At 64.7% G+C, this 19,779-nt stretch carries 17 protein-coding genes; 12 read left to right on the forward strand and 5 right to left on the reverse strand.

Going from position 1 to position 19,779, the window contains the following annotated elements; all coding sequences use genetic code 11:
* Positions 1-17 precede the first annotated feature (17 nt).
* The gene (locus ACCQ09_RS11325; RefSeq protein WP_014507712.1) at positions 18-308 is read left to right on the forward strand and encodes a hypothetical protein; all 291 of its coding nucleotides are present in this window, start codon (positions 18-20) and stop codon (positions 306-308) included.
* A gap of 996 nt (positions 309-1,304) precedes the next feature.
* Here the strand turns inward: ACCQ09_RS11325 and ACCQ09_RS11330 are convergent.
* Complete coding sequence (locus ACCQ09_RS11330; RefSeq protein WP_016945287.1) at positions 1,305-4,091, reverse strand: bifunctional diguanylate cyclase/phosphodiesterase; 2,787 nt, start codon at positions 4,089-4,091, stop codon at positions 1,305-1,307.
* 157 nt (positions 4,092-4,248) lie between these two features.
* Here ACCQ09_RS11330 and ACCQ09_RS11335 point away from each other — a divergent pair, with 157 nt between their 5' ends.
* Both ACCQ09_RS11335 and ACCQ09_RS11340 read left to right on the forward strand, forming a co-directional pair.
* Positions 4,249-6,342, forward strand: coding sequence for a sensor histidine kinase (locus tag ACCQ09_RS11335; RefSeq protein WP_011037123.1), 2,094 nt, complete (start codon positions 4,249-4,251; stop codon positions 6,340-6,342).
* A gap of 3 nt (positions 6,343-6,345) precedes the next feature.
* Entirely contained in the window at positions 6,346-8,067 is a 1,722-nt protein-coding gene (locus tag ACCQ09_RS11340) for an EAL domain-containing protein (RefSeq protein WP_011037122.1), read from the forward strand.
* A 143-nt stretch (positions 8,068-8,210) separates the two neighbouring features.
* Here the strand turns inward: ACCQ09_RS11340 and ACCQ09_RS11345 are convergent, their stop codons facing one another.
* From ACCQ09_RS11345 to flgA, 4 genes are all read right to left on the reverse strand, one after another.
* On the reverse strand, positions 8,211-9,437 hold the full coding sequence (locus ACCQ09_RS11345; RefSeq protein ID WP_014507708.1) for an ATP-binding protein: 1,227 nt from the start codon (positions 9,435-9,437) through the stop codon (positions 8,211-8,213).
* Between the two features lie 77 nt (positions 9,438-9,514).
* On the reverse strand, positions 9,515-9,847 hold the full coding sequence (locus ACCQ09_RS11350) for a hypothetical protein (protein WP_011037120.1): 333 nt from the start codon (positions 9,845-9,847) through the stop codon (positions 9,515-9,517).
* A gap of 14 nt (positions 9,848-9,861) precedes the next feature.
* Positions 9,862-10,173, reverse strand: a complete 312-nt coding sequence (flgM, locus tag ACCQ09_RS11355) for a flagellar biosynthesis anti-sigma factor FlgM (protein ID WP_011037119.1) — start codon at positions 10,171-10,173, stop codon at positions 9,862-9,864.
* A gap of 66 nt (positions 10,174-10,239) precedes the next feature.
* Positions 10,240-10,884, reverse strand: coding sequence for a flagellar basal body P-ring formation chaperone FlgA (gene flgA, locus ACCQ09_RS11360; RefSeq protein ID WP_011037118.1), 645 nt, complete (start codon positions 10,882-10,884; stop codon positions 10,240-10,242).
* Positions 10,885-11,112: 228 nt separating this feature from the next.
* On the opposite strand from flgA, the gene ACCQ09_RS11365 reads away from it, so the two are divergent.
* The 9 genes from ACCQ09_RS11365 (at position 11,113) to ACCQ09_RS11405 (ending at position 19,778) form a co-directional block, all read left to right on the forward strand.
* Positions 11,113-12,057, forward strand: coding sequence for a chemotaxis protein (locus tag ACCQ09_RS11365; protein WP_011037117.1), 945 nt, complete (start codon positions 11,113-11,115; stop codon positions 12,055-12,057).
* Between the two features lie 465 nt (positions 12,058-12,522).
* Positions 12,523-12,924 (forward strand): flagellar basal body rod protein FlgB, encoded by a 402-nt coding sequence (flgB, locus tag ACCQ09_RS11370; protein WP_040941326.1) that lies wholly within the window; start codon positions 12,523-12,525, stop codon positions 12,922-12,924.
* Positions 12,925-12,927: 3 nt separating this feature from the next.
* Positions 12,928-13,335 carry a flagellar basal body rod protein FlgC gene (flgC, locus tag ACCQ09_RS11375; RefSeq protein ID WP_002813454.1) on the forward strand — a complete coding sequence of 136 codons (408 nt, stop codon included), beginning with the start codon at positions 12,928-12,930 and terminating at the stop codon, positions 13,333-13,335.
* Between the two features lie 23 nt (positions 13,336-13,358).
* Positions 13,359-14,024, forward strand: coding sequence for a flagellar hook assembly protein FlgD (locus ACCQ09_RS11380; RefSeq protein ID WP_040941327.1), 666 nt, complete (start codon positions 13,359-13,361; stop codon positions 14,022-14,024).
* Positions 14,025-14,055: 31 nt separating this feature from the next.
* Positions 14,056-15,279 carry a flagellar hook protein FlgE gene (gene flgE, locus ACCQ09_RS11385; protein WP_040941328.1) on the forward strand — a complete coding sequence of 408 codons (1,224 nt, stop codon included), beginning with the start codon at positions 14,056-14,058 and terminating at the stop codon, positions 15,277-15,279.
* Positions 15,280-15,423: 144 nt separating this feature from the next.
* Positions 15,424-16,179, forward strand: coding sequence for a flagellar basal-body rod protein FlgF (flgF, locus tag ACCQ09_RS11390; protein ID WP_040941329.1), 756 nt, complete (start codon positions 15,424-15,426; stop codon positions 16,177-16,179).
* A 953-nt stretch (positions 16,180-17,132) separates the two neighbouring features.
* Positions 17,133-17,918, forward strand: a complete 786-nt coding sequence (gene flgG / locus ACCQ09_RS11395; protein WP_005994332.1) for a flagellar basal-body rod protein FlgG — start codon at positions 17,133-17,135, stop codon at positions 17,916-17,918.
* A gap of 38 nt (positions 17,919-17,956) precedes the next feature.
* Positions 17,957-18,649, forward strand: a complete 693-nt coding sequence (gene flgH / locus ACCQ09_RS11400; RefSeq protein WP_011037111.1) for a flagellar basal body L-ring protein FlgH — start codon at positions 17,957-17,959, stop codon at positions 18,647-18,649.
* Positions 18,650-18,659: 10 nt separating this feature from the next.
* Positions 18,660-19,778 carry a flagellar basal body P-ring protein FlgI gene (locus ACCQ09_RS11405; RefSeq protein ID WP_014507703.1) on the forward strand — a complete coding sequence of 373 codons (1,119 nt, stop codon included), beginning with the start codon at positions 18,660-18,662 and terminating at the stop codon, positions 19,776-19,778.
* Position 19,779: the final 1 nt, after the last annotated feature.

The raw sequence follows: 19,779 nt of genomic DNA on the forward strand, positions 1-19,779 counted from the left end.
TTCGATACGCCACGACCATGACCCTTTCCGTCTCGCTCCCAGAACCACGCGCCGATGCCGCACTTGCGGCGGCCGCTGCCACCGCAGCGGCGCAGGCCGAGCGCATCGCCCACAGCGAGGCTGCCCGCCCCGCGCTGCGCAGCGTGCGCCTGCCGGCCGCGCTGGAACAGTTGGAGCGTGCTGCCCGTGCGGAAGTACGGGCAATGCAGAACCCACGCCGCAGCTGCAGCGAAGAAGAACTGCTGTTCGCGACCGTGGCTTGGGATATGGGCCTGGATGGCGCCGCTGTCGGCGTGTCTGCACGCTGACGGTTACACGACGGCGGGGCGTTCCTCGGCAGGCGCCCCGCCGGTTGTTTTCAATGCCCGACATTGAGTGCTTCTGCATCAGACCGTGCCGCCAGACTTGAGTCTGAGCACACAGCACCATTCGATGCAGCACAGGGTGAGTTCCCCCGTGCCCGTCTGCACGATGTCTTCTTATGACGTCTACGGCTTCGACCAATGCTTCGATCAGCTGATCTGCGGCTTGGCTGCTAAATGGTTGCTCGCCCAGCATCGCCAGGTATGCCGTGAATCCTCGGATGGAGGATCAATGCGGCATTGTTCTTCGTGCTGCTGGGTTGCTCTGCAGCGATCGCGCGCCTTCAGATCGCGCGACTAATAGCGAGCAAGGAACGATCGAGTTTGCTGCGGGGCCCTTGCCGGCCCACCATTGCAGGACACGCCGTGAATCCGTCCATGGAGGCTCTTATGCGGCATCCATGCCGCATAAGGTCCCGCAACGGTGGGCCGGCAAGGACCATTCAAGATTGTCGGTTTGCAAGGTCAAGAGCACTGCGTGACGCGCTATTCCGGTACTTAGGCGCTAGCTCAAGGTCCGACGTCATCTCGAAGAACAAACAGCTTTTTCATGGGCCACCAACCAACTTTCTGGTGCGGTGTCCTCGCCGCTTGCGGGACCATGTGGCGGCATGGATGCCGCCACTGAGCCTCCATGGACGGATTCACGGCGTGTCCCGCAAGCGGTGAGGGCGCCGCGCGCTCCACTCACTGAGCTTTTGACGTGGGGACGACCGCACCTAAATGACGCTGCTGTTCGGCTAGCGACGCATGCATTTTGGAAGTGCGGCGAGCAGATAGATCAGTCGTAGCGCTTGATCCGCAGCTTGGCTGCAGGGCGCGCGACCGCATATCGCGGAAAACGCCGGGAGTCGTAAAGGCACGTGCATTCAACGCACTGAGCTTTTGACCTGGGCATTGGATTACAGACGACGCCTAGACCATGCCATGCCGCAGAGTGCGTCAGCTGGCGATGACCAGGCGTGCGCCCAGGCGCATGCCGGCTTCGGCTTCGCGCAGCCACTGCGCCATGTCGCGCGGCGAGAGCGGGCGCGAATAGAAGTAACCCTGGATTTCGTCGCACCCCTGCTGACGCAGCAAGGCATCTTCCTGCACGGTTTCCACGCCCTCGGCGACCACCTGCATGCCGAGCGCATGGCCCAGATGCACGATCGCCTGGGTGACTTCGGCCGTGTTGGCATCGTCGAGCATGCCCTGCACGAAGCTGCGGTCGATCTTCAGCCGCTGCACGGGGAAGCGGTTGAGGTAATGCAGGTTGGAGAAGCCGGTACCGAAGTCGTCAACGGCGAGCAACACGCCGTTCTGTTCGAACAACTCGAAGCAACGGCGCAATGAGTCCGAATCGCGGATCAAGGCTGATTCGGTCAATTCCAGCTCCAGCCGTGCCGGCGACCAGCCGTTGTCGCGGCAGATCTCCAGCACGCGCTCGGCAAAACCGCGCTCGCGCAGTTGCACGGCAGACACATTCACCGCGATGCGGCTGAAATGGAGGCCGGCGCGGTCCCACACCACGGCCTGGCGGCAGGCTTCGCCAATCACCCACTCGCCCAGGCGCACGATCTCGCCGCACTCTTCGGCAATCGGGATGAATTCTGCCGGGCTGCAGGGGCCATGGCCGGGGCGATTCCAGCGCATCAGCGCTTCGATCGCAGGCGAGGTATCGCCCACCGTGTTGACCAGCGGCTGGTAGACCAAGGTGAATTCTTCGCGCTCCAGCGCACCATGCAGCGCGTGCTCGAGCTCCAGGCGGCGCTGCGCGCGCAGCAGCACATCCTGGCTGTAGTAATGGAAGGTGTTGCGCCCGGAATCCTTGGCCGCATACATCGCCGCATCGGCGGCGCGCAGCAGGCTGTCGAAATCCGACAGGCCTTCACCCTGCAACGCGATGCCGATGCTGGCACCGAGCTTTAGGGTGACGTGGTCCTTGCGCAGCGGCTCGCCCAGCGCGCTGATCAGCTTACGTGCCACATGGCCGGCGTCTTCTGGCTCGGAAAGATCGCGCAGCAGCACGATGAACTCGTCGTCGCTGAAGCGGCCAAACAGATCGCTGTTGCGCAGGTGCTGATGCAGGCGCGAGGACGCGAGCTTGAGCAGATTGTCGCCGGTGGCATGGCCGAACGAATCGTTGATGCTCTTGAAGCCATCCAGGTCGATCAGCAGCATGGCCATCACCTGGCCACGCTCGTGTGCTTCGCGGATGGCGTTCTCGGCCTGTTCGCGCAGCAGGAAGCGGTTCGGCAAGCCGGTCAGGCGGTCGTAATGCGCAAGCAATTCGATCCGCTCATTGGCTTCGCGTTCGCGGCTGACATCGCGGAACAGCGCCACATACCGCGGCGGCAGGCCTTCGCGACGGTCCAGCTCGATCAGCACCTGCACCCACACTCGTTGCCCGGAGTTGCGGTAGAAGCACAGCTCCAGCTGTTCCGGCAGCCCACCATCGACGATGCGCAGCAAAGCCGCTTCGAAGGCGTCGCGCGAATCCTGGGTGTACAGCGACAGCGCCTGCTCCAGAGTGATGTTTTCCTTGCGCAAGCCATGGATGCGGTAGCACTCCTCGGTCCACTGCATGCGCCGGGTATCCACCTCGATCTCGCAGCCGCCAATCTTGCCCAGCGCAGACACGCGGTTGAGCAACTCGGTACGCCAACGGATCAGGGCATCGGTCTGCCGCTGCTCGGTTACGTTTTGCAGCTGGCCGAGCACGCGCACCAGTGCGCCGTCGCCGTCGAACACCGGCTGTGCCCAGACGCGTAGATGATGTGGATTGACCCCGAGCCGGCCGTTGATCTCCAGCTCGAAATGCACCGGCATCCCTTCGTGCTTGATCTTGCGCCAGGCGCTGCGCAGGTGTGCCACGGACGGGCCGGCCAGCAGACGCAGGATGTCGCGCACGCTGTGCAGGCGCAGGTCCGCCAGGCCAAGCTGCTGCAGGAAATCCTGCGACACCCACAATTGGTCCTTCAAGGTGTCCCAGCCCCAGCTGCCCATGCTGGCAATACGCTGGGCTTCTTCGAGCTGGGCCTGCTGCTCGCGCAGCTGCTGCTCGAGCAATTTATGATGATGCACGTCGGTATGCGTGCCGACCATGCGCAACGGGCGACCGTCGGAGGTGCGCGATACCACGCGGCCGCGGTCCAGGATCCAGCGCCACTGGCCATCGTGCTGACGCAGCCGGAACTCGGCTACATAGGTATCGGTGCGCCCGTCCAGATGCGCCTGCACGGCCGCGCTGACCTGCGCATGGTCGTCAGGATGGATCAGCCCGGACAGGGCGGTGAGATTGTTCGGCAGCGGCTGTTCGGAGTAACCCAGCATGCGGGTCCAGCGTTCGGAGCGGTACACCACGTCGGCGGCGATGTCCCAGTCCCAGAGCCCGTGGTCGGCGCTGTCCAGGCCGATTTCCCAGCGGCTGGTGCCATCGGCGCCCAGCGGCTCGGGAATACTCAGGGTGAAGGCCATGACCTGGCCCTGCTCGTCGCAGACCGCGCGCAGCCACCCTTCCAGGCGCCCACCACCGCTGCCCGGCAGCACGCACGCTGCCATGCCGCCGCTTTCGGCGATCTGGGCACGGCTGCTTTCCAGCACTTCGGCGTATGCGCCAAGGGTTGCCGGCAATCCGAGGGATTGCGCGACGCGGTTGGCCGCCAGGGGCTGGCCATGCGCATCCAACAACACCACCGCTGAGGTCAGCGGGTGCTGAAGCATGCTTGCGATGACGCCTGAGTCCACTCTGGAGCACTCCGAAGGTCGACCCCTGCCTCGGAGTCGCAATGGATAGCGGCCGTCTGGCGGATTAGTTGAGGCAGCCTTTCGCTGGCCGGCCGTGCCGGGCCGAGTTACGGCTAAGATGGCCGCATTGCCCGCTCCATGAGGTCGTCCGCGGACCATGCACCAACACGTTGCCGCGCCGGTGTTTTCTTCTGCTCCCGTGTCCCGACTTCGCCTCGCCGAGCGCCTGCAGCGCGGCCTGTGGACGCTCACCGGCCTGTATCTGCTGGCGGGCGTGGTCTGGCTGCTGCTGGGCAACCGCATGCTCGACCTGGCCGGCGCGCCCCAGCCCGAGCGCTGGTCCGATGCCGGCTTCCTGCTGATCTCAAGCGTGGTGATTCATCTGGTGCTGCGCCGCTTTGCCCAGCAGATCGTGGAAGAACACGGCGAGCTGGCGCAATCCCTAGCACTTTTACAAGCCAAGTTCCACGCCCTGCCCAGCCCGGCCTGGATCTATGACCTGGCCACCTTACGCATTCTCGATGCCAATCCGGCCGCGCTGGAATTCTTCGGCTGGGAGCGCGACGCCCTGCTGGAGCAGACCATCCACGCGATCTGGCCGGATGCCGATGCCGGCCGGCTGGAAGAGATCGTTGCGCAGATCCGCACCAAGGGCGATGACACCTGTGCGCTCACCGAAGACCTGCTGACCCGCAGCGGCCTGCGCCATGTGGAGATCCGCAGCAACCAGCTGCACCTGGCCAGCGGCCCGGCGCGGCTGGTGGTCACCGTGGACCGCAGCGAGGAGCGTCAGGCGCAACAGCTGCGCGACGAGGCGCTCAACCGTCTGGAAGAAGCCCAGGCCATCGCCCGGGTGGGCTCGTGGGAACTGGACCGCGCCACCGGCGTGGGCCGTTATTCGCCCGCGGTGTACCGCCTGCTGGGGCGCAGCGTGCCGATGCATCGGCGCGACCATCGGCTCGAAGAGCTGCTCACCGCCTCCGACACCGCGACCCAGGCACGCATCGTGCGCATGATCGAAGACATGTGCACCGGCGGTGAGGTGCAGATCGACGTCCTGCTGCCGCTGGTCGGCGGCGACTCGCAACCGCGCACCGTGCACCTGCGTGCGGAGAGCGTGACCACCCCGACCGGCGCACGGCACATCCACGGCACGCTGCAGGACGTGACCGAACGTGAGCAGTCACGCCGCCTGCTGCGCGAGCGCGAGGAGCAGTTCCGCGAGCTGGTGCGGGTGTTGCCGGATGGCGTGCTGATCCTGGCCGACGAACACGTGATGTACGCCAACGCCGCCGGTTCGGCGCAGTTTGGCTTCCAGGGCGAAACCATCCTGGGCGAACCGCTGCAGACCCTGGTTGGCGATGCCGATCTGCCGGTGGTGCGCGAGTACCTGCGTGCCGGCAGCGATCGCAATGAGCCGGTGTCCAGCGCACGGGCGATGCGCCGGCGCGACGGCAGCACCTTTTACGCGGGGCTGTCGGCCGGTGACATCCGTTATGGCGGGCGTGACTGCAAGTTGCTGGTGGTGCGCGACCTGAGCGAGCCCGAGCGCATGCGCGATGCATTGGCCGAAAGCAATGCCGAACTGCAAGCAATGGCCAAGCGGCTGTTCTCGTTGCAGGAAGACGAACGCCGCGCCATCTCGCGCGACCTGCACGACGACATCGGCCAGGCGATCACCGCGATGAAGTTATCCGCGCACGCAGCACTCGATGAAGCCGACCCGGTGGCGCGCCGCGAGGACCTGCAGGAGATCGTCTCGTTGGCAGACAGCACCGTCACCAAGCTACGCAATCTCTCGATGCTGCTGCGGCCGCCGCAGCTCGATGCATTGGGGCTGGAAGCGGCATTGCGTTGGCAGGCATCAATGCTGTTCCGCGCCTCGCAGGTGCGGCTGGAGCTGGATATCCAGGCCCTGGACGAGCGGCCGGGCAACGAGATCGAACAGGCCTGCTTCCGTATTGCGCAGGAAAGCCTGACCAATGCGTTGCGGCACGCGTGTGCGGGCGAAGTGCGGATGAGCCTGCAGTCGATCGACGGCAACGGCTTTCGCCTGGAAGTCAGCGACGATGGCGACGGGTTCGAACCGGAAGGTCCGCGTGGTTTGGGGCTGATCGTGATGCGTGAGCGTGCGCAAACCGTCGGCGGTGCGCTCGCGATAGAATCGGCTCCCGGAGCAGGCACGCGCGTGACGTTGCGCCTGCCCTATCACCCGGTCGGCGAGTCCGTCCCTGAAGATGGTGGACGTTGATTCATGTGGAGCCCTGTGATCCCGCCCGGACTGGAAATCGTCAAGCCGACCCGTCTGGGCGCGGGAAACCCTGAATTACTGCATCTGGTGGATGCCGCCGCCTCCGGCGGCCCGCCGCTGATGATCTTCCATATCGACATCGACCACTTCGCCTCGATCAACGAGAACATGAGTGGCGAGGTCGGCGACCAGGCGCTGACCCTGACCGCACGCCGGCTGCAGGAATTCCTGGGCACGCGCGGCAAATTGTGGCGGCACGGTAGCGACGAAATGATCGTGGTGGCGGTGCGGCGCGAAGACACGCCCCTGCCGGAAGACTTTGCCGAAGAGATCCGCCAGCAGCTGGAATTGCCGCTGTCGGTGTTGCCGTACACGTTGTTCATGACCGGCAAGGTCGGCATCAGCCTGTGCCCGGAACATTCCACCTCGCTCTCCACGCTGCTCGACTACGCCGAAGAAGCCAGCTACCAGGCCGCGCGCGAAGGCGGCAATACGGTGCGCCTGTACACCCGCAACTCGGCCACCAATGCGCATAGCGAAAGCATCATTGCGCGGCAGATCGTCGATGCGATCCCGCATGGCGAACTGCGGCTGCGTTACCAGCCACTGGTGAGCGCGCGCGATGGCCGCATCGTCGGCATGGAGGCGTTGCTGCGCTGGCAATCGCCCACGCTGGGCATGCTGGTGCCGGAGCGCTTCATGCGCACCGCCGAGCGGCTGGGCGTGATCGTGCAGATCGGCGAATGGGTGCTGCAGAACGCGGTACGCCAGGCACGGCTGTGGCGCGACCAGGGCTTTGACGATTTCAGCATTGCGGTGAACGTCTCCACGTTGCAGCTGCTGCGCCCGGGCTTCTTCAACGAAGTCATGGCCATGCTGCAGACCGCCGGCGTGCCGGCGCAGTTCGTGACGCTGGAGATCAACGAAAGCGCGTTGACCAACAACGTCAACTTCGTCCACGAGACGATGGCCAACCTGCGCAACGAAGGCATCAGTCTCAGCCTGGACAACTTCGGCACCGGCGACTCCAGCCTCAGCGCGTTGGTGCGCTACCCGGTAGACCGGTTGAAGATCGACCGCAGCTTCATCAAGAGCGCACCGGCCGGCAGCCGTGAGGCCGCGATTGCGCGCGCGATTATTGCGATGGGCCATCAGTTGGGCATGACGGTGATCGCCAACGGCGTGGAATCACAGGCGCAGCTGGGGTTTTTGCGGCGCAACGACTGCGACATCTTCCAGGGCTATCTGTTCGGTGAGCCGATGTCGGCCGAGTCTGCCGGCATGGCGCTACGTCGCCGCTACCTGCGACCGGAATCGTTCGCCGAAAGCCGCCCCGACCGTACCTTGCTGTTGCTGGACGACGAAGAGAACGTGCTGCGCTCGCTGGTGCGACTATTCCGCCGCGACGGCTACCGCATCCTAGCCGCCGGCAACGTACGCGACGCCTTCGACCTGCTGGCCACCAACGACGTGCAGGTGATCCTGTCCGACCAGCGCATGAGCGATATGAGCGGCACCGAGTTCCTGGGCCGGGTCAAGATGCTCTACCCCGACACCGTGCGCCTGGTGCTCTCCGGCTACACCGACCTGGCCACGGTCACCGAAGCGATCAACCGCGGCGCGATCTACCGCTTCCTCACCAAGCCCTGGAACGACGACGAGTTGCGCGAGCACATTCGCCAGGCATTCCGCACGCATGATGAGTTGCGGAACGGCAGGGAATAGGGAATCGGGAGTGGGGAATCGGTACAAGCGGTGCGCGTGCTCCGTTTGTTTGCGTGTGGAATGAGCACCTCCGGGCAACGAAGCATCAGCGACGCCGCTCTATCGATTCCCTAATCCCGATTCCCCATTCCCAGCGCGAAGCGCTACCGCGGCTGCCGCACCGGCAACACGATCCGGAAGCTTGCGCCCTGCCCCGGGACGCTTTCGACGTCGATGCGGCCGTGGTGCTTGTTGATGATACCGTAGGAAATCGACAGGCCCAGGCCGGTGCCGCTGCCGACCGGCTTGGTCGTGAAGAACGGGTCGAAGATGCGCTGCAGCAGATCCGGGGCGATGCCGGCGCCGCTGTCCTGGAATTGGATCCAGACGTTTTCCGCCTCGTCGCGACCGGTGGTCACAGTGATCGTGCCGCGCTCGACAATGGCCTGCCCGGCATTGAGCAGCAGGTTCATGTAGACCTGGTTGAGCTCGGATGGAAGGCATTCCACCAATGGCAGCTCGGCGTAATTGCGCTCCAGGGTGACCTTGTACTTGAGCTCGTTCCAGATGATGTTGATCGTGGATTCGAGGCCGGCATGCAGGTCCACCATCTTCCAGGACTCGGATCGGTCCGAGTACGAGAAGTCCTTGAGGTCGCGCACGATGCGGGTCACCCGCTCGATACCTTCGCGCGATTCGGCCATCAATTGCGGCAGATCGCGGCTGATGAAGTCGATGTCGGCGCGGTTGCGGATCTCGTCGATTTCCGGGATCAGCGCTTTCGGATCCGGCGCCTGCAAAGCGCGTTCGTAGGCTTCGATCAGGGTGAACAGGCTGCGCAGATATTCCTGCAGGCTGCCCAGGTTCGAGTGCACATAGCCGATCGGGTTATTGATCTCATGCGCGACGCCGGCCGCGAGCTGGCCGATCGAGGCCATTTTTTCGGACTGCAGCAGTTTGTCCTGGGCGCCGTTCAAGCGCAGATAGGCCTGGCGCAACTCGGCATGCCGCTGTTGCAGCTCGCGCTCGTAGTCCTGCTGGCCTTCGATATTGTGGAACAGCGCCAGGAAATGCCCGACGCCCTGCTCCTCGTTGTAATACAGATGCGCAATCACCACGCGGTCGCTCACCGGCAGGCTGCCGGTCCAGCTGCCCTTGCTGCGCGCCTGGTTGAGCGCATCGGCCGGCAAGACCTGCGAGATCCGCTCACCGAGATTGCGGTCGTCGGTGGGATCTTCCTTGCACAGGCTCTGGCGCGCGATTGCGTTGGCCATGATCAATTGGCCATCGGCGCGGAACAGCAACACACCCTCAAGCATCTGATCGCCGAAGGCGCGCAGCATGGCCGAGGAAGGCAACAACGTCTGATTGAGAAAGAACTTGGCAGTCACGGGACGAGGCAGCGTAGAGGACGCCTCAATATACGCCGAACCCGTGACCGGCCGTGTTGCCGAATGCGGCGTGGCGCTCAGGCCACCGCGAGAGAGCGGCCGGCGCGCAACACGCTCGATTGGCCATTGGCGTCGTAGGACGGCGCGCTTTCGGTCCGCCCCAGATGCCGCAGTGCCCAGTTCACCTCACGGCGCCGGCGTGCCAGCAGCGCACCATTGGCGCGGTTGGCTTCGGCCAGTTCGCGCAGACGCTCTTCCTGGCCTTCGGGCATCTGCACTTCGAGCGCGCGCAGTGCCGCCAGCTTGTCCTGGGTGTGCCGCATCAAGCTTTCGATGTCGTGCTCGATCAATGCCTGCCGTTCGCCGGCCAGCGCATCGCTGAGACGTTGCAGGGAATCGTTCACGTTCATCCTTTGGCCGGCAATTAGCCCGCCAGTTGCTGGTTCAGATCCATCATGCGGCTGGCGATGGCATCCGGGTTGATGGAATAGCTGCCGTTCTGCAACGCTTCCTTCACCGCCTGGACGCGACCGGTGTCGATCGCCGAGGACTGCGAAAGCTCGCGCTGCAGCGCTTGCAGGTTGGTCGCCTCGCCGGTCAGCTTGACGCTGTCGGTGGGCGGTGTTGCGGCAACGGGAGACGCGCGGTCTTCTCCAGCGGAGGCAATCTTGCTGCCCACGGTGGCGGTACGAAGAGTCGCTGCGGTCGGTAGATTGCCTTCGATTTTCTGGCTCATGTCAGGAACTCCTCTACAGGTCGTAGGGGATAACGGCGGCCAGAAAAAAAACTTTATAGAGAATTTCTATCTGGACACCACCACGGTACCGCTCGCTTCAACAATGCCCTGAACGACCCGGCGCGAGGATGAATTCTCCACCGAGACACGCTCGTTCTCACCAGCGTCGGACAGCGCGCGACCGCTCATGCGCACCTCCAGCCCACCATTGCGCGACACCAGTGGCACCGTGTCGCCACGCCGTACCAGCCGCGGGGTGACCAGGTCATTGGCCGACAACAACGTGCCTGCCGGCAGGATGCGGCGGGCGGTCTTGCCCACCGCCGTAGCCGGGTCGGCCAGGACCGCACCGACGATCCGCGCGGCATCGCGCTTCTCGATGCTGATATCGGCCAGCGAGATGGTTTCTCCAGAGGTGATGCCGCGACGCAGGACCAGCACATCCTGGTTGCGACGCACCTTCAACGGCACGAACAGGCGCCAGCCGGCCGGCTGCGGGCACGCCACTTCCACCGTATTGGTGCCGGTGGGCTGGGCCTGCAGTGCGATTGGGCATGCTGGCATGCGCAGGCCAGGATCGAGCGTGGCCTCGGCTTCGGCATCGGGGCCCACGGTGGCGAGCGCGGCGGCACGGATCGAATCGACGGACTGGTAGCCATCGGCCCAGGCCGGGGCAGACACCAACAGGATGACAAGCAGGAGCAGGCGCATGGGACCAGATCCGGAAGAAGACGCGGAAGCTCTTGCAAGCTGTGTGCCGTTTTCTGGGGAATCGGGAGTGGGGAATCGGGAATCGCAAAAGCCGGGCGGCGCATCGGATACCTCAAGTATGTGGACCGCCCGTCGCTTGGTAATGGGGACGGACCGATGGCCTGTCAGACGATTCCCGATTCTCCATTCCTGCTCAAGTTATTGCGCACCCCTGTCGATATCTGCCCCATGACCCACGATCTGCTCAACCGCATCGACCAGCGCACGCGTCTGGCTGGCCACAATCGACTGGCCCTGCTGCTGTTTCGGCTGGGCGGCCGCCAGCTTTTTGGCGTGAACGTCTTCAAGGTGCAGGAAGTGCTGCGCCGGCCGGAACTGTTCCAGGTGCCCGGCCTGCCGACCGAGTTCGCCGGCGTTGCCGACGTGCGCGGGCGCTCGGTGCCGGTGCTGGACTTAGGCCTGGCCATTGGCCACCCGGAGCGCGACCCGCATGGCGACAACGGGCCCGGCTACCTGGTGGTAGCCGAGTTCAACCGCTCGGTGCAGGGCTTTCTGGTCAGCGGGGTGGAACGCATCGTTAATATCGCGGTGGAAGATATTCACCCGCCGCCGGAACTGGGCGCTGAAGCCACTTATTTGACGGCGGTGACGCGGTTCCAGGGTGAGCTGATCCAGGTCATCGACGTGGAAAGCGTGCTGGCCGACATCGCCAAGGTCAGCAAGGACGTGCAGCTGGATCCCGGGCTGCAGCTGGTCACCTCCGACCGGCAGTTCCAGGTGCTGGTGGTGGACGACTCACGCGTGGCACGCCAGCAGATCCGCAGCGTGCTCGATCAGCTGGGCGTGGCGGCGACGCTGCTCTCCGACGGCCGCCAGGCGCTGGATCACCTGCTGCAGGTGGCGGCATCGGGCGAAAACCCGGCCGAGCGCTACGCCATGGTGATCTCCGATATCGAAATGCCGGCAATGGACGGCTACACGCTGACGACGGAAATCCGGCGCACGCCGGGCCTGCAGGGCCTGTATGTGCTGCTGCATACCTCATTGTCGGGCGTGTTCAACAACGCCATGGTCGAGCAGGTGGGCGCCAACGCCTTCGTGGCCAAGTACAGCGCCCACGAGCTGGCCGATTACGTGCTGGCCCGCCTGCGCGTGGTGGCCGAAGCGGCTTGATCCTGTTGGATCTGGCCGCCCTGCCCGCCTAAGCGTGCAGGCCTGGCGGGGATTTCCCCCGTCTGAGATTCCCTCCGAATATGCTGCTGCCCAAACGGGCGGCCATACGCCTGCGCAAGCGCCGTAAGGGTTTGGCCGCGCCTGGCCCGCGCACACGCACTTACTTCTATTAGCGATCAGCCACTTCCGTAGATGGCTTCGCCTGCTTGCGGGCAATGGGCTCGGCACATTAGCCGCACCGCGCTTTGGCAAGCCTTAAACAAGAACGTGGCAAAGCCCGCTGCCTCGTTGCCGCGCCTGGCCCTGCCGACGATGGCACGGCCCGGGCGACGCGGCCCACCGCTTGCAATGCCAAGCGACCCAGCAGCGACGCGCCAAAGCCACCTTGCCCGGCCCGACCAGCGGCGCCTCTGGATCTGGCACAAACATTGCTTCTTCCCTGGCAACCTTCCACGGGAGAACACCGTGTCCAGTCCCTTCACCTCCTTCCTAGGCATCCACGGCGACGCGCTCACCTTGCGCGAGCAGCGGATGAAGCTCATTGCCAGCAATCTGAGCAATGTGGACACCCCTGGCTACAAGGCCAAGGATCTGAACTTCGAAGCGGCATTGAAGGCGGCAGAAGGCGTCCGCGACGGCGGCCTGATGCAGGCCACCGATGCCAAGCACTACGAGATCGGCAGCGCCGCCGGCCTCAACCCGTTTCAGATCACCCGCGAAGCAGACCAGCCCAGCCTGGACGGCAACACCGTCGATCCCGATGCAGAACGCGCCGCCTACGGCCGCGCCGCGCTGGAATACCGCGCGTCGCTGAGCTTCCTCGAATCCAAGGTGCGCTCGATGCTCACCGCGATCACGGGCCAATAAGTCATGAGCAATCTTCCGATTTTCGATGTCGCCGGTTCTGCGCTGCACGCGCAGTCCGTGCGCCTGAGCACCATCGCCTCCAACCTGGCCAATGCCGACTCGGTCGCGGGCTCGGCGGAAGCAACCTACAAGCCGATCGAGCCGATCTTCCAGGCGCAGCAAAACCGCCAGGACCCCAGCCTGACCTCGGTGAACGTCAAAGAGATCACCACCACCAATGCGCCGCCGATCCGCCGCTATGAGCCTGGGCACCCGCTGGCCGACGCCGACGGTTACGTGTTCTCGCCCGACGTGGACCCGGTCTCGCAGATGGTCAACATGATTTCCGCCTCGCGTAACTACCAGGCTGGCGTGGAAATGCTCAACACCGCCAAGGAACTGGCGCTCGCCACCTTGACCATGGGTCGCTGACCCTTCCTTACGGACCATTCCAGATGAGCACGATCGGCAGTGACCTTTACAACAGCCTTGGGCTGACCACCAGCAGCAAGGTCGCCAAGAAAGAGGACGCGCTCGGCCAGGCCGACTTCCTCAAATTGATGACCGAGCAGCTCCAGCACCAGGACCCGCTCAAGCCCATGGAAAACAGCGCGTTTCTGGGCCAGCTGGCGCAGTTCTCCACTGTGCAGGGCATTGGCGACCTCAATACCAAGGTCGGCAATTTCTCCGATTCGATGAACAGCGACCAGGTGCTCAAGGGTGCCGCGCTGGTGGGCCACAACGTGTTGGTGCCCTCGGCGCAGGTGGCGATCGATGCGACCGGCTCGGCCAAGGGCGTGGTCGCCGCGACCTCGGCCGGTTTCGTCAATTTCGAGATCACCGATGCCAACGGCACCTTTGTCAAACAGCTCAGCGTGCCGGCCAGCGCCGCCGGTGAGGTGTCGTTTGCCTGGGATGGCACCGACGCCAACGGCAACCGCATGGCCGCCGGCAAATACGGCATTACCGCCACCCAAACCGACACCGCCGGTGCCAAGAGCAAGTTGTCCACCTACGTCGATGCACCGGTGGACAGCGTCACGATCGGCTCGGACGGCCTGTATCTCAACCTGACGGGGCTCGGCACCTCCCCGCTCGCCAACGTGCTCCGCGTCAGCTGAGCCGGCAACCGCCACTTAAAGGAACTCATCCATGGCTTTCAATACCTCGTTGTCCGGCATCAACGCAGCCAATGCCGATCTGAACGTCACCTCCAACAACATCGCCAACGTCAACACGACTGGTTTCAAGGAGTCGCGCGCCGAGTTTGCCGACATGTTCCAGAGCACCAGCTACGGCCTGTCGCGCAATGCGGTGGGTTCGGGCGTGCGGGTCAGCAACGTGGCGCAGCAGTTCTCGCAGGGCAATATCGACCCGACCGGCCGCAGCCTGGACCTGGCCGTCTCCGGCGAGGGCTTTTTCACCGTGTCCTCCAACGGCGCCAAGATGTACACCCGCGCCGGCAACTTCCAGACCGATGCCAACGGCTATGTGATCAACCCGCAGGGCGCCCGTTTGCAGGTGTTCGCGCCGAACCCCAGCGGCAATGGCTTCGACGTGGGCCGTTTGTCGGACCTGCAACTGCTGACCACCGACAGCCCGCCCAAGTCGACCTCCACTGTCAACCTGGCCTTCACCCTGCCCGGCAACGCCACCGCACCGACGGTGACCCCGTTCAACCCGGCCGACGACAAGACCTACAGCCACTCCACCGGCGGTATCAATGTCTATGACTCGCTGGGCGTCAGCCACGTGCAGACTTCCTACTTCGTCAAGACCGCCAACCCGAACGAGTGGCAGGTGCACAACTATGTGGATGGCTCGGCTGTTGGCGCGCCGACCACGTTGCAGTTCTCCGACACCGGCTCGCTGACCACGCCGGCCAACGGCATCGTGGCGATGGACCCGTTCACCCCGAGCACCGGTGCCGGCGTGCTGAGCATGCAGCTCAATGTCAGCGGCTCCACCCAGTACGGCGAAGCCTTCGCGCTGCGCGATACGCGCCAGGATGGCTACGCCAGCGGCAAGCTCAACGAAATCAGCATCGACACCAGTGGCGTGGTGTTTGCGCGGTACTCCAACGGCGCCGACAAGGCGTTGGGCCAGGTCGCACTGAGCAGCTTCGTCAACCCGCAGGGCCTGCAGTCGCAAGGCAATAACATGTGGGCCGAAAGCTACACCTCCGGCGCCGCCCGCACCGGCGCACCGGACACCTCGGACCTGGGCCAGATCGAATCCGGCTCGCTGGAAGCCTCCACGGTGGACCTGACCGAGCAGCTGGTGAACATGATCGTGGCCCAGCGCAACTTCCAGGCCAACTCGCAGATGATCTCGACCCAGGATCAGGTCACCCAGACGATCATCAATATTCGTTAAGAGCTGGGAATGGGGAATCGGGAGTAGGGAATCGTAAGAGCAGGCATCTCGTGCATCGGATGCCGGCCTTGCCCCCCTTCTCCCAGTCTCCAGCAATCCCGCTTTTGCAATTCCCGATTCCCCATTCCCGATTCCCGGTGCCAAATGGACAAAGCCCTCTACGTTGCAATGACCGGTGCCCGCGCTTCGCTGCAGGCGCAGAGCACCGTGTCGCACAATCTCGCCAACGTCGATACGGTGGGTTTCAAGGCCGCGTTGGCCAACACCGAGGCATTCCAGATCCGGGGCAAGGGGTATCCGTCGCGGATCGATGCGCTGCATGTGGATCAGGGCTTCGATCGCAGCCAGGGCCACCAGAAGGTCACCGGCAACCCGCTGGATGTGTCGTTGCAGCAGGACCGCTGGCTGGCCGTGCAGTCGCCGGATGGCAGCGAGGCCTACACCCGTAATGGCGAATTGGCGCTCACCGCCAATGGCCAATTGGTCACTGCCAACGGGCACGCGGTGCTGGATGAAGGCGGCAACCCGATGACCATCCCGCCGCACCAGGCGATGGAAATCGGCAGCGACGGCAGCATTTCCATCATTCCGCAGGGCGAAGGCCCGCAGACCATGGCTATCGTCGGCAAGATGAAGGTGGTCGATGCGCCCGCCGACCGTTTGACGCGGCGCCCGGACGGGTTGATGCGCAATACCAGCACCGACCCGGCGCAGGCGTTTGCCGTGGCCACCGGCAAGACCGTCAACAGCGGCATGCTGGAAGGCAGCAACGTGGATGCCGCCGGCGCGCTGGTGGAGATGATCCAGCTACAGCGCCAGTTCGAGATGCAGGTGAAGATCATCAAGAACGGCGACGACAACGCGCAGTCGGCCAATTCGTTGCTACGTGTCAGCGGCTAAACATCACACCAAGGCGACTGTGTCGTCGCGGGTCGGCCGGCCAGGGTTTTTGCCAACCAATTCGAGAGCAGGCGCGAGGCGGCATGGCAGGCTGACGCAATTGGCATGTCGTTTGGCCACTCTCGTCATGCACACGCAGGTCTACTGCTGAGCGAATGATCTGGTCTCTCGCTGCGGCTGATCTGCAGCGTGGCTGCAGGACCCTGGCTCACCCAGCTTGGCTGCAGGGCCCTTGCCCGGCCACCATCGCGGGACACCCTTTAGAGCGGCTGATCTGCGACTTGGTGGCAAGGCCCTTGCCCGCCCACCATCGCGGGACACGCTGCAAGTACGTCCTTGTAAGCGCTTACGCGGCATCCATGCCGCGTAAGGTCCCGCGACGGTGATCGGGCAAGGACCAGTGGAGATGGTCGGTGTGCATGGCTATCAACAAAGCCGCCAGTAAACTTTGTTGTGCGGTGTCCTCGCCGCTCGCGGGACCGTGTGGCGGCATGGATGCCGCCACCGAGCCCCAAGGGACGGGTTCACGGCGTGTCCCGCGAGCGGTGAGGGCACCGCGCCTTCGACAGACCAGGCTTTTGAAGACACCGCACGCTCGACTTACCAGGCTTTTGACGGCACCACGCGCTCAACCACCCAAGCTCTTGATTGTGTCGCAATGCCAGCCGGCAAGTCCCAAGCACCCTTCCGCACGCAGCGCCAAGGGTTCACACGTCTTCGACCACATCGCTGACCGGCAACCGATCTACCGCGCCTGATCTGCCGCGCAGGTCTCCGCCGCCTCCGGTTAGTCGCTGGCTAGCTGCCGCCCGCCCTGCCCTGCGCAGGCCGCCGCGCCCCCTCTGCGTGACCCACCGCACAGCCGGCAGAAAACCGGCGCGGCTTTGGCACAACACGTGCATATACCCAGCCGTGCCCGGAACACATCCCCGGGTCTAACGAGGAATCGGGTCATGAATCAGGCTTTGTGGGTCGCCAAAACCGGACTGGATGCGCAGCAGACGCGCATGTCGGTCATTTCCAACAACCTGGCCAATACCAATACCACCGGCTTCAAGCGCGACCGTGCCGCGTTTGAAGACCTGCTGTATCAACAGGTGCGCGCGCCGGGTGGTTCCACCTCCGCGCAGACGCAGCTGCCCACCGGCCTGCAACTGGGTACCGGTGTGCGCGTGGTCTCCACCTTCAAGGGCTTCGACCAGGGCAGCCAGCAGCAGACCGGCCGCGCGCTCGACGTGATGGTCAACGGCCGCGGCTTCTTCGAAGTGCAGATGCCCGACGGTACCTCGGCCTACACCCGCGACGGCACCTTCCAGATCAACGCGCAGGGCGAAGTCGTCACCAACAGCGGCTACCCGCTGCAGCCGGGCATCCAGGTGCCGGAAGGCGCGCAGTCGCTGACCATCGGCAACGACGGCACCATCAGCGTGACCCTGGCCGGCCAGGCCGCCGCGCAGGAAATCGGCGCGTTGACGCTGACCGACTTCATCAACCCCTCGGGCCTGCAGGCCAAGGGCGAAAACCTGTTTGTCGAAACCACCGCTTCCGGGCCCGCGCAGAACGGCACCCCCGGCCTCAACGGCCTGGGTACCACCGTGCAGGGCGCGCTGGAAGGCAGCAACGTCAATACGGTGGAAGAGCTGGTGAGCATGATCGAGACGCAGCGCGCCTACGAAATGAACGCCAAGGCCATCTCCACCACCGACTCGATGCTCGGTTACTTGAACAACAACGTCTGATCGGCTCGCCGCTCGTCGCCCTCTCAGGAACTCACGCCATGTCCCGCCTGCCCTCTCTTTCCTCCCTGTGCCTCGCCATCGCCTGCAGCGCGCTGCTGGGTGGCTGCGTGGCAGCCGGCGACGTGCGGCCGTTTGCCGAACTGGCGCCGATCGTGCCGGTGGTTGCGCCGGTCGCGCAGCCCACCGCCGGTGCGATCTACGCTGCCGGCCCGAGCCTGAATCTCTACGGCGACCGCCGCGCACGCGATGTCGGCGACCTGCTGACGGTGAACCTGGTGGAAAACACCACCGCCTCGTCCACCGCCAACACCAGCATCAGCAAGGCCGACACCGTGGACATGAGCACGCCCACGCTGTTGGGTGTGCCGCTCACCGTCAACGGCATCGACGTGCTGCGTAACTCCACCAGCGGCGACCGCAGCTTCGATGGCAAGGGCAATACCGCGCAGAGCAACCGCATGCAGGGCAGCGTGACCGTCACCGTGATGCAGCGCCTGCCCAACGGCAATCTGGTGATCCAGGGCCAGAAGAATCTGCGCCTGACCCAGGGCGATGAACTTGTGCAGGTGCAAGGCATCGTGCGCGCCGCCGACATCGCCCCGGACAACAGCGTGCCGTCGAGCAAGGTGGCCGATGCCCGCATCGCCTACGGCGGGCGAGGCGCAATCGCGCAGTCCAACGCGATGGGCTGGCTGAGCCGCTTCTTCAATTCCCGTCTGTCGCCCTACTGAGCCTGCGACCATGAATCTGTCTTCCCTGCCCCACCGTCTGCTCGCTGCCGCTGTCGCGCTGTGCGCGATCGCCGCGCCGGCCTCGGCCGAACGCATCAAGGATCTCGCCCAGGTCGGCGGCGTGCGCGGCAACGCGCTGGTCGGTTACGGCCTGGTGGTTGGCCTGGATGGCAGCGGCGACCGCACCAGCCAGGCGCCCTTCACCGTGCAGAGCCTGAAAAACCTGCTCGGCGAGCTGGGCGTCAATGTTCCGGCGAACGTCAACCCGCAGCTGAAAAACGTCGCGGCCGTGGCCATCCACGCCGAGCTGCCGCCGTTCGCCAAGCCCGGCCAGCCGATCGACATCACCGTCTCCTCGATCGCCAATGCGGTGTCGCTGCGTGGCGGCTCGCTGCTGATGGCGCCACTGAAGGGCGCCGACGGCCAGGTCTATGCCATGGCCCAGGGCAACCTGGTGGTTGGCGGCTTCGGCGCCCAGGGCAAGGACGGCTCGCGGGTGTCGGTCAATATTCCCAGCGTCGGCCGCATTCCCAACGGCGCCACGGTGGAACGCGCGCTGCCGGACGTGTTCGCCGGCAGTGGCGAGATCACCTTGAACCTGCACCAGAACGACTTCACCACCGTTTCGCGCATGGTGGCGGCGATCGACAACAGCTTCGGCGCCGGTACCGCGCGTGCGGTGGATGGCGTCACCGTCTCGGTGCGCTCGCCGACCGACCCCAGCGCCCGTATCGGCTTGCTCGCGCGCCTGGAAAACGTTGAACTCTCGCCCGGCGATGCGCCGGCCAAGGTGGTGGTCAATGCACGCACCGGCACGGTGGTGATCGGCCAGCTGGTGCGGGTGATGCCGGCGGCGATCGCGCATGGCTCGCTCACCGTGACCATCAGCGAAAACACCAATGTCAGCCAGCCGGGCGCCTTCAGTGGCGGCCGCACCGCGGTCACCCCGCAGTCCACCATCACGGCCACCTCCGAAGGTAGCCGCATGTTCAAGTTCGAAGGCGGCACCACGCTCGATCAGATCGTTCGCGCGGTCAACGAGGTGGGTGCGGCTCCCGGCGACCTGGTCGCCATTCTCGAAGCTCTGAAGCAGGCTGGCGCGCTGACGGCGGAGCTAGAGGTGATCTGAT

Origin of the sequence: Xanthomonas sp. NCPPB 2586 (genome assembly GCF_041475775.2) — a bacterium.
GTDB classification, from domain to species: domain Bacteria; phylum Pseudomonadota; class Gammaproteobacteria; order Xanthomonadales; family Xanthomonadaceae; genus Xanthomonas; species Xanthomonas campestris.

Excerpts from the sequence above, each read along its gene's own strand:
- ACCQ09_RS11325 (WP_014507712.1), top strand. The coding sequence starts at position 18 with ATGACCCTTTCCGTCTCGCTCCCAGAACCACGCGCCGATGCCGCACTT.
- ACCQ09_RS11335 (WP_011037123.1), top strand. The coding sequence starts at position 4,249 with ATGCACCAACACGTTGCCGCGCCGGTGTTTTCTTCTGCTCCCGTGTCC.
- ACCQ09_RS11340 (WP_011037122.1), top strand. The coding sequence starts at position 6,346 with ATGTGGAGCCCTGTGATCCCGCCCGGACTGGAAATCGTCAAGCCGACC.
- ACCQ09_RS11350 (WP_011037120.1), bottom strand. The coding sequence starts at position 9,847 with ATGAACGTGAACGATTCCCTGCAACGTCTCAGCGATGCGCTGGCCGGC.
- flgM (WP_011037119.1), bottom strand. The coding sequence starts at position 10,173 with ATGAGCCAGAAAATCGAAGGCAATCTACCGACCGCAGCGACTCTTCGT.
- flgA (WP_011037118.1), bottom strand. The coding sequence starts at position 10,884 with ATGCGCCTGCTCCTGCTTGTCATCCTGTTGGTGTCTGCCCCGGCCTGG.
- ACCQ09_RS11365 (WP_011037117.1), top strand. The coding sequence starts at position 11,113 with ATGACCCACGATCTGCTCAACCGCATCGACCAGCGCACGCGTCTGGCT.
- flgC (WP_002813454.1), top strand. The coding sequence starts at position 12,928 with ATGAGCAATCTTCCGATTTTCGATGTCGCCGGTTCTGCGCTGCACGCG.
- ACCQ09_RS11380 (WP_040941327.1), top strand. The coding sequence starts at position 13,359 with ATGAGCACGATCGGCAGTGACCTTTACAACAGCCTTGGGCTGACCACC.
- flgE (WP_040941328.1), top strand. The coding sequence starts at position 14,056 with ATGGCTTTCAATACCTCGTTGTCCGGCATCAACGCAGCCAATGCCGAT.
- flgF (WP_040941329.1), top strand. The coding sequence starts at position 15,424 with ATGGACAAAGCCCTCTACGTTGCAATGACCGGTGCCCGCGCTTCGCTG.
- flgG (WP_005994332.1), top strand. The coding sequence starts at position 17,133 with ATGAATCAGGCTTTGTGGGTCGCCAAAACCGGACTGGATGCGCAGCAG.
- flgH (WP_011037111.1), top strand. The coding sequence starts at position 17,957 with ATGTCCCGCCTGCCCTCTCTTTCCTCCCTGTGCCTCGCCATCGCCTGC.
- ACCQ09_RS11405 (WP_014507703.1), top strand. The coding sequence starts at position 18,660 with ATGAATCTGTCTTCCCTGCCCCACCGTCTGCTCGCTGCCGCTGTCGCG.